Source organism: Enterococcus silesiacus (assembly GCF_001886225.1).
Lineage (GTDB): Bacteria > Bacillota > Bacilli > Lactobacillales > Enterococcaceae > Enterococcus_L > Enterococcus_L silesiacus.
In genome coordinates this window covers 1-1,136 of sequence record NZ_JXLC01000063.1, presented here as the reverse complement: position 1 = coordinate 1,136, position 1,136 = coordinate 1, and the positions used below count along the sequence as shown (strand labels likewise).

The window sequence follows — 1,136 nt, the reverse complement described above, 5'->3', positions numbered from 1 at the left end:
TAACCATTTTGGACTTGATGCACCATACAGCTGGATTTGAAGATATAAATGCAGGGATAGCGGAATATAGTGCTGATCAAGTCAAACCATTAAAGGAGTATTTTACAAAGGAAAATCAACCAAAACAAATCTTTGAACCTGGCACAATTACCGCCTATTCAAATTATGGTACGGCACTAGCTGGCTATATTATTGAACAAGTAACCGGACAAGATTACGTATCATATATGAACAAAGTCATACACGAACAACTCCAAATGAATCATTCAACTTTTTCAGTGACATATGCTGACCAGCCCATATTCAAAGAAAATCTCAGCACAGGTTATACGGCAAACGGTTCATCATTTGAAATTGCAGAACCTCTTCATCTAAATATTACACCAGCAGGATCATTAGTATCAACAGCGTCAGATATGACCCATTTCATGTTGATGTTATTAGATGATGCAGGAGATACGCCTTACAAGTTTTTTAAAGAAACAGAAACTTTAAAACAGTTTAAAACACAATCTTATAGCATCTTACCAGGAGCTGAAGGAAATGCTCATGGTTTTTGGGAAAAGGAAGTAAACGGTAAACGCATCATTGATCATGGGGGAAATACACCTGCTTTTACTGCACAACTAAGTATCGTTCCAGAAGAGGGACTTGGCTATATCTTACTAACAAATGTTGCACAGGAAGCTACTGGCATACGAGATGAGTTAGAAACACTCATATATGGCTATACGCCTACTGATGACTNACGCCTACTGATGACTTACCACTTGAACAAAGCCCAACAGATCAAAAAGTAGTAGGACATTATCGAGCTGCTAGAATATCATATTCAACTATGGCTAAGTTAGAGTCTATCATGTTTGATTATGATATCCTCATAACAGCAAATAAAGAAGGCGGAATTAATTTAAAAGAACCAGGTGAAAAAGAGACTACAACATATGTTGAAGTCAAACCAGGAGTTTACCAAAAAGTACAAAAGGAAGAAAATGATACGAAACAGCAATATCTGTATGTTGAATTCAACGAAAAAGATGAAGTCTTCAGAATTAATTTTTTTGCGTCAACCGATTTTCTCCCAATAACTTCTGTTTTAGACACGCAACTATTTAACTTTATTGCTTTTGGCGTTT

Annotated in this window: 1 protein-coding gene and 1 pseudogene; both read left to right on the top strand. The window is 36.2% G+C overall.

From position 1 onward, the window contains the following. Positions 1–8: 8 nt before the first annotated feature. A pseudogene (locus tag RV15_RS19195) lies at positions 9–747 on the top strand (serine hydrolase domain-containing protein); the annotation flags it as partial. 1 nt (position 748) lies between these two features. Beyond that, on the top strand, positions 749–1,136 hold a 388-nt coding region (locus RV15_RS18385), incomplete at both ends, for a hypothetical protein (protein ID WP_217265847.1).